The following is a 7,179-nucleotide window of genomic DNA, read 5'->3' as shown; positions in this document are numbered from 1 at the left end:
ACGGTGGCCTGCCCGGCGTCCGGCCCGCGGGCAGCGTCCGCCCGGGCCTCCGGTCCGGCCACCGGCGCCGCCCCGATCGCCGTGCCACCGGCCGTCGCCGGTCCGCCCTCCGGCCCGGCGTCCGGCCCACCGGCCATGCCCGCCCGGGCCCCCGGCCCGCCGACCGCCGCCGGCCCGCCCTCCGGTCCGGCGACCGGTGCCGACCCGGTCACCGCGCCACCGGCAGTCCCCGCTCCGCCCACCAGCGTCGCGAACCGCTCCCGGCCGACCGGGCTGTGCGCGGCTGCCCAGGCCCGCAGGCCGATCCGCCGGGCCGCCCGTACCAGCTCCGCCGTCTCGGCGCGGGACGCGTCCCCGCCGGTGTGCAGCACCAGCCCGTGCCCGGCGGCCGCCCGGATCACCTCGGCGGCCGCCCCCCGCGCACCGGCCGCCGCCCGCTCCCACGCCTCGCCCGAACCGTCCTCCCCGGGCGCGGAGTTGATCAGCCGGGCCAGACCGTCGGCCAGGCTCTCCTCCGCGAGCGCGTACCGCTCCAGCCCGACCAGGACCCGGACGGGACGCTCCGCACCCTCGTCCGCGCCCGCACCCTCGGTCTCCTCCCCGCTCTCCTCCAGGCCGTCCTGGAAGGCGAGGGCGTCTCCCTCGGCGAGCGCGCCCTGGACGGCCCCGTCCGGATCCGGCACCCCCCGCTGGGCCAGTGCGGCGGTCAGCGCCGGCATCTCCAGCGCGGTGTGCCCGGCGAGCGCCGCCTGCTCCAGGAGCCAGACGGTGACCGCCCGCCCCCGCCGCTCGTCGCCGGGTCCGCACTCCGGCCCCAGCAGTGCCCGCGCGAAACCGTCGGCCTGCTCCGGCCGCACCCCGCCGACCCGCAACAACTGCCAGGGGTCGGCCCGCAGTCGCTCCTCCGCCGCCTCGCCCAGGACCGCCGCGACCTGCCCGGCGAGCGCCTCGGGAGCACCTCCCCGGGCCAGCACGCGCCGTACCCCCTCGACGGTCCCGGGCGCGGGCGCGCCCACCGCGACGGGCACCACGGGCTGCGTCCGCCGGACCGGCTCCGGGGCCTGCCGCCGGGGCGGCGGCTCCTCGAACACGGTCGCGGGCGGCCGCTCCCCGCTCTCCACCGCGCGTACCGCCGCGAGCAGTTCGGCCGCCTTCCCGCTGAGCTTGCCGCCGGCCTCGACGGGCCCCTGCTTCTCCGCCTTGCGCCGCTCGATCCGCTCCCGCTCCAGCCGCTGGGCCGCGAGCTCGGCCTCGGTCTCCGACACCGCACGCCCCCCGGTGCCCGCGGCCGGCTCCCCCTCGCCGACCCCCGTCCGCCCGGCCTCGGTCTCCGCAGCCTCGGTCTCCGCGGCGTCCGGCTTCCTCGGCTCGGCGTCCCCGGTGGTCTCCGGCTCCGTGCTCACAGCGTGCTCCAGTCGTGATCGGGATAGCGGTGCACGGGCGCCGACACATCGTCCAGCGCCCGGCAGATCTCGTCAGGAAGACTAAGCGCCTCCACTGACAACGCCGCCGTGAGCTGCTGCGCGGTGCGCGCGCCGACGATCGGGGCCACCACGCCGGGCCGGTCCCGCACCCAGGCGAGGGCCACCTGGAGGGGAGTGACCGCCAGCCCGTCCGCCGCGGTCGCCACGGCGTCCACGATGCGGCTCGCGGTGTCGTCCAGGTACGGCTCCACGAAGGGCGCCAGATAGTCCGAGGCGCCCCGCGAGTCCGGCGGCAGGGCGTTGCCCCGGTACTTGCCGGTGAGCACACCGCGCCCCAGCGGGGAGGACGGCAGCAGCCCCACACCCAGGTCCCGCGCGGCCGGCAGCACCTCCCGCTCGACGCCGCGCTGGAGCAGCGAGTACTCCAGCTGCGTGCTCGCCAGCCGGGTCCGCGCCCCCGGCGCCGCCAGCTGCCAGGTCGCCGCCTTCGCCAGCTGCCAGCCGCAGAAGTTGGCGACCCCCGCGTAGCGCGCCCGCCCGCTGCTGACCGCGAGGTCCAGCGCCTGCAGCGTCTCCTCCAGCGGGGTGCCGGGGTCGAAGGCGTGGACGTGCCACACGTCGACGTGGTCCGTGCCGAGCCGGGTGAGCGAGGCGTCGAGCGCGGCCAGCAGGTGCCCCCGCGACCCGTCGAACCGCCGGTCCGGGTCCGGCGCGCTCCCGGCCTTGGTCGACAGCACCAGGTCCGCACGCGGCACCAGTCCTTCCATGAGCCGTCCGAGCAGGTACTCGGCCTCGCCGTTCCCGTAGACGTCGGCGGTGTCGACGAGCGTCCCGCCGGCCTCCCAGAACGTCTTCAGCAGGTCCGCGGCGTCGTGCTCGTCGGTGTCCCGCCCCCAGGTCAGGGTGCCGAGTCCGATCCGTGACACACGCAGGCCGGTGCGGCCGAGATGCCTCTGCTCCATGTCCGCCGAGATTACTGGCCAGAACTGATGCCGTGGGTTGCCTGTGGACAACCGATTTCCCTGATCCGGGCCGACGCGACGGGCCCGCCCACCCTGCGCCCTGGGCGATCCACCACCCCCACGCTAAGGTCGACGCCACAACGGACGTTACTGATCAGTAAGGGGAAGGTCATGCAGCTCGGGATCAACCTCGGCTACTGGGGTGCCGGGATGGACGCGGACAACCTCGCCGTGGCCCAGGAGGCCGACCGCCTCGGGTACGCCGTCTGCTGGGCCGCCGAGGCGTACGGCTCCGACGCCGCCACCGTGCTCAGCTGGGTCGCCGCGCAGACCGAACGCATCGACGTCGGTTCGGCCATCTTCCAGATCCCGGCCCGTCAGCCCGCGATGACCGCGATGACCGCCGCCACCCTGGACTCGCTGTCCGGCGGCCGGTTCCGCCTCGGCCTCGGCGTCTCCGGCCCGCAGGTCTCCGAGGGCTGGTACGGCGTCACGTTCGACAAGCCGCTGGCCCGCACCCGCGAATACGTCGAGATCGTGCGCAAGGCGATGACCCGCGAGCGCCTCACCTACGACGGCGAGCACTGGACGCTCCCGCTGCCCGGCGGCCCCGGCAAGCCGATCAAGCTCACCGTCCACCCGCGGCGCGAGCACGTCCCGCTGTACATCGCCGCGATCGGCCCCAGGAACCTGGAGCAGACCGGCGAGATCGCCGACGGCGCCCTGCTGATCTTCCCGTCCGCCGAACACCTGGAGGACACCGCGATCAGGCACCTGCGCGCGGGGCGCGAGAAGGCGGGCCGGACCATGGACGGCTTCGACGTCTGCCCGACCCTGCCCCTCGCCGTCGGCGACGACCAGGACGTGGCCGCCCTCGCCGACACCTTCCGCCCCCACACCGCCCTGTACGTCGGCGGGATGGGCAGCCCCGAGCAGAACTTCTACAACCAGCTCGCCCGGCGCATGGGCTACGAGCGGCAGGCCGCCGAGATCCAGGAGAAGTACCTGTCCGGCGACAAGCAGGGCGCCGCGGCCGCCGTTCCGCACGAGCTGATCGATCAGACCGCACTGCTCGGCTCGGTGGACCGCATCGCCGACCGGATGAAGGCCTACGCGCAGGCCGGGGTCACCACGCTGTCGCTGGCGCCCGCGGGTTTCACGCTGGACGAGCGGCTGGCGTCGCTGCGGGCGGGCTCCGAGGCGCTGGAGCGGGCCGGGCTCGCGTAACGCGGCGTAGCGCCGAAGAGGTCTCCACGGCCGTGGTGGGGGCTCGGGGGTCTTCCCCGCCACGCCCGTCACCGCTGTTAACGTCCCGGCCCGCAGGCGGTTACGCGCCCGGCCCGCCCCGCCGCCCGGCCCGGACGCCGCGCCGAGGCGACGCCCCGGGCGGCCGGTCCGGCCGCCGCCGCGCCCGGCCCGCGGCGACATCCCGGGCCCTCACATCCAGCCCCGCTGTCTGAACGTCCGGTAGACGACCACCTCCAGGGCGGCCATCAGCGCGATCACCGCCGGATAGGCCCACGCCCAGCGCAGCTCCGGCATGTGCTCGAAGTTCATGCCGTAGACCCCGGCGAGCATCGTCGGGATCGCGGCCATGGCCGCCCACGCGGAGATCTTCCGCATGTCGTCGTTCTGCCGGACGCTCATCTGCGCCAGATGCGCCGACAGGATGTCCGACACCAGCCGGTCCAGGGCCTCCACGGACTCGTTCACGCGCGTGAGGTGGTCGTTGACGTCGCGGAAGAAGGGCCGCGCCTTCTCGTCCACGAAGGGCACCGCGGCACCGAAGGAGCCCATGCCCGCGAGCCGGGTCAGCGGCATGCCCAACGGCCCGGTGGCCCGCCGGAACTCCATGACCTGCCGCTTGAAGCCGTAGATCCGGGACGCGGAGTTCCGCGAACCGCCGACGTCCGGCGAGAAGACCTCCGCCTCCAGCTCCTCCAGGTCGGTCTGCAACTCGGCCGCCACGTCCAGGTAGTGGTCCACGGTCGCGTCGGCGACGGCGTACAGCACGGAGGTGGGGCCCTTGCCGAGCAGTTCCGGCTCCTGTTCCAGCCGGTGGCGCACGGCGGCCAGCGGCGAGTCCACGCCGTGCCGGACGGTCACCACGAAGCCGTCCCCCAGGAAGATCATCACCTCGCCGGTGGAGACGGCGTCGCTCTCCGGCTCGTACGCGACCGGCTTCAGGACCATGAACAGCGAGTCGTCGTACACCTCAAGCTTGGGCCGCTGGTGCGCCTTCAGGGCGTCCTCGACAGCCAGCGGATGCAGCGCGAACTCCTCGCTGACCAGTTCGAACTCCCGCTCGCTCGGCTCGTGCAGACCGATCCACACGAACCCGCCGACCGAGCGCGCCTCGGCCAGCGCGGCCGAGAGGTCCTCGGGGCCCCGCGCCCGGTGCCCGTCACGGTAGATGGCGCAGTCGACGATCACGGAGCGTATTCCCCCCTCGCCGCCGGAACGCCGCGGCCGGACCTGCGCCTACCCTGGGCCGCATGCCCACGTTGATCCTCGTCCGGCACGGACGCTCCACCGCCAACACCGAGGGACTGCTCGCCGGGTGGACGCCCGGGGTCGCCCTCGACGAACGCGGGGCCGCGCAGGCCGCCGCGCTGCCCGGGCGGCTCGCCGAGCTGCCGATCGCCGAGGTCGTCACCAGCCCGCTGCAACGCTGCCAGGAAACGGTCCGGCCGCTGCTCGACGCCCGCCCCGGACTGCGCGCGCACACCGACGAGCGGATCGGGGAGTGCCACTACGGCGACTGGTCCGGGCGCAAGCTCGCCGACCTCGCCGGCGAGCCGCTGATGGAGGTGGTGCAGGCCCACCCGACGGCGGCCGTGTTCCCGGGCGGCGAGTCGATGCGGGCGATGCAGCACCGCGCCGCCGAGGCGGTACGGGAGTGGAACGCGCGCGTGGAGCGCGATCACGGCGCCGACGCCGTGTACCTCATGTGCTCGCACGGGGACATCATCAAGGCGCTCGTCGCCGATGCACTCGGACTTCATCTCGACCTCTTCCAGCGGATCTCCGTAGAACCGTGTTCCATCACCGCCGTCCGTTACACCCGTCTGCGACCCTTTCTCGTGCGCCTCGGGGACACCGGCGACCTCGCGTCCCTCGTTCCGCGCGGAACGCCGCCCGCCGAGGACGCACCGGTCGGGGGCGGTGCGGGCGCACCGTGATCGTCGGCCGCAGTAGGGTGAAGCGGTCGCAGTAACGCCGTACTTGTCCGCGGCCGAGCGCCCGCACGGCGGGCCGGTCGGTCCCGAAGCCGAAGTCGACTTACGATCAATGGAGACAGGACGTGTCCCGTCAGGTGTTCCTCTACGACCCCCCGGACCGCTTCGTGGCCGGTACGGTCGGACTGCCCGGGCGCCGTACCTTCTTCCTCCAGGCCACCGCCGGTGCCCGCGTGACCAGCGTGGCCCTGGAGAAGACCCAGGTCGCAGCGCTCGCCGAGCGCATGGACGAGCTCCTCGACGAGGTGGTGCGGCGCAGCGGCGGCGGTGCCGCCGTGCCGGCCGTGGCCCCCGCCGAGGCCGCCGACAGCGCCCCCCTGGAGACCCCCGTCGAGGAGGAGTTCCGGGTCGGCACCATGGCCCTCGCCTGGGACGGCGAGGAACAGCGCATGATCGTCGAGGCACAGGCGCTGGTGGAGCTCGACGCCGACACCGAGGAGGACCTCGCCGAGGCCGAGGAGCGGCTCCTCCAGGACGAGGAGAACGGCCCCCCGATGCTGCGGGTCCGGCTCACCGGCGCGCAGGCCCGCGCCTTCGCCAAACGTGCCCTCGACGTCGTCAACGCCGGCCGGCCACCCTGCCCGCTGTGCAGCCTGCCGCTCGACCCGGAAGGACACGTATGTCCGCGCCAGAACGGATACCGCCGCGGGGCATGACCTCCGAGCAGCTGCTCGCCACCGGCGAGCTGACCGTGCGCGGCCGCATCCGCGACGCCTCCAACGCGGCGCTGTACTGCGCGGTCGCGCAGGACGGCCGGGAGGCCGCCTGCGTCTACAAGCCCGTCGCGGGCGAGCGGCCGCTGTGGGACTTCCCCGACGGCACCCTCGCCCAGCGCGAGGTCGCCGCGTACGCCGTCTCCGAGGCGACCGGCTGGGGCCTGGTCCCGCCCACCGTGCTGCGCGACGGTCCGTACGGCGAGGGCATGTGCCAGCTGTGGATCGAGGCGCTGCCCGACGCCGAGCTGCTCGCCCTCGTCGACGCCGAGGAGCCCGCGCCGGGCTGGAAGGCGATCGGGCTCGCGGACGTCGGCGAGGACCGGACGGCGCTGCTGGTGCACGCCGACGACGAGCGGCTGCGGCGGCTCGCCGTGCTGGACGCCGTGCTCAACAACGCGGACCGCAAGGGCGGCCACCTGTTGCCCGCCGGGGACGGACGGCTGTACGGCATCGACCACGGGGTCACCTTCAACGTCGAGAACAAGCTGCGCACGCTGCTGTGGGGCTGGGCGGGCGAGCCGCTCACCGCCGAGGCCGTGGAGGTCCTCCAGCGGCTCCAGGGGGAGCTGAAGGCGGGCGGGGCGCTCGCCGAGCGGCTGGGCGCGCTGATCACCGACGCCGAGATCGAGGCCACCCGCGCGCGGGTCGGCGTCCTGCTCGCCACCGGGGTGCACCCGGAGCCGAGCGGCGAGTGGCCGGCCATCCCGTGGCCGCCGGTGTGAGGGCCGTGCCCGCACGTGCGGCAGGCACATCCGGGCGCTGTGCGCAAGAGCGCCTTCCCGGCCATCCGGCCTGGTCCGGTTCGTATCCGGAACTCCAGTCCGGTTAGGCTCATGGC

Annotated in this window: 7 protein-coding genes; 4 read left to right on the top strand and 3 right to left on the bottom strand. The window is 74.7% G+C overall.

The window, feature by feature from the left end; translation table 11 throughout:
• On the bottom strand, positions 1 to 1,403 hold a 1,403-nt coding region (locus ACFF45_RS11115; RefSeq protein ID WP_381345263.1), incomplete at its 3' end, for a helix-hairpin-helix domain-containing protein.
• The gene (locus tag ACFF45_RS11110) at positions 1,400 to 2,386 is read right to left on the bottom strand and encodes an aldo/keto reductase (protein ID WP_381345261.1); all 987 of its coding nucleotides are present in this window, start codon (positions 2,384 to 2,386) and stop codon (positions 1,400 to 1,402) included. The genes ACFF45_RS11110 and ACFF45_RS11115, both read right to left, overlap by 4 nt.
• A gap of 171 nt (positions 2,387 to 2,557) precedes the next feature.
• On the opposite strand from ACFF45_RS11110, the gene ACFF45_RS11105 reads away from it, so the two are divergent.
• Positions 2,558 to 3,613 (top strand): LLM class F420-dependent oxidoreductase, encoded by a 1,056-nt coding sequence (locus tag ACFF45_RS11105; protein ID WP_381345260.1) that lies wholly within the window; start codon positions 2,558 to 2,560, stop codon positions 3,611 to 3,613.
• Between the two features lie 210 nt (positions 3,614 to 3,823).
• On the opposite strand, the gene corA is transcribed toward ACFF45_RS11105, so the two are convergent.
• Complete coding sequence (gene corA, locus ACFF45_RS11100; protein ID WP_381345258.1) at positions 3,824 to 4,819, bottom strand: magnesium/cobalt transporter CorA; 996 nt, start codon at positions 4,817 to 4,819, stop codon at positions 3,824 to 3,826.
• 62 nt (positions 4,820 to 4,881) lie between these two features.
• Between corA and ACFF45_RS11095 the strand changes: the two genes are divergently transcribed.
• The 3 genes from ACFF45_RS11095 (at position 4,882) to ACFF45_RS11085 (ending at position 7,063) form a co-directional block, all read left to right on the top strand.
• Complete coding sequence (locus tag ACFF45_RS11095; protein WP_381345256.1) at positions 4,882 to 5,568, top strand: histidine phosphatase family protein; 687 nt, start codon at positions 4,882 to 4,884, stop codon at positions 5,566 to 5,568.
• 122 nt (positions 5,569 to 5,690) lie between these two features.
• Positions 5,691 to 6,281, top strand: a complete 591-nt coding sequence (locus ACFF45_RS11090; RefSeq protein ID WP_381345254.1) for an Rv2134c family protein — start codon at positions 5,691 to 5,693, stop codon at positions 6,279 to 6,281.
• Entirely contained in the window at positions 6,245 to 7,063 is an 819-nt protein-coding gene (locus ACFF45_RS11085; protein WP_381345253.1) for an Rv2133c family protein, read from the top strand. Before ACFF45_RS11090 ends, ACFF45_RS11085 begins: the two co-directional genes overlap by 37 nt.
• Positions 7,064 to 7,179 lie beyond the last annotated feature (116 nt).

It is taken from the genome of Streptomyces cinereospinus (assembly GCF_042430725.1).
GTDB classification, from domain to species: Bacteria; Actinomycetota; Actinomycetes; order Streptomycetales; family Streptomycetaceae; genus Streptomyces; species Streptomyces cinereospinus.
Note: the sequence above shows the minus strand (reverse complement) of the source record. Positions and strands in the feature narration are given on the sequence as shown.

Bases quoted from the DNA above. Each gene is read 5' to 3' on its own strand.
- ACFF45_RS11110 (WP_381345261.1), bottom strand. From the start codon at position 2,386: ATGGAGCAGAGGCATCTCGGCCGCACCGGCCTGCGTGTGTCACGGATC.
- ACFF45_RS11105 (WP_381345260.1), top strand. From the start codon at position 2,558: ATGCAGCTCGGGATCAACCTCGGCTACTGGGGTGCCGGGATGGACGCG.
- ACFF45_RS11085 (WP_381345253.1), top strand. From the start codon at position 6,245: ATGTCCGCGCCAGAACGGATACCGCCGCGGGGCATGACCTCCGAGCAG.
- ACFF45_RS11095 (WP_381345256.1), top strand. From the start codon at position 4,882: ATGCCCACGTTGATCCTCGTCCGGCACGGACGCTCCACCGCCAACACC.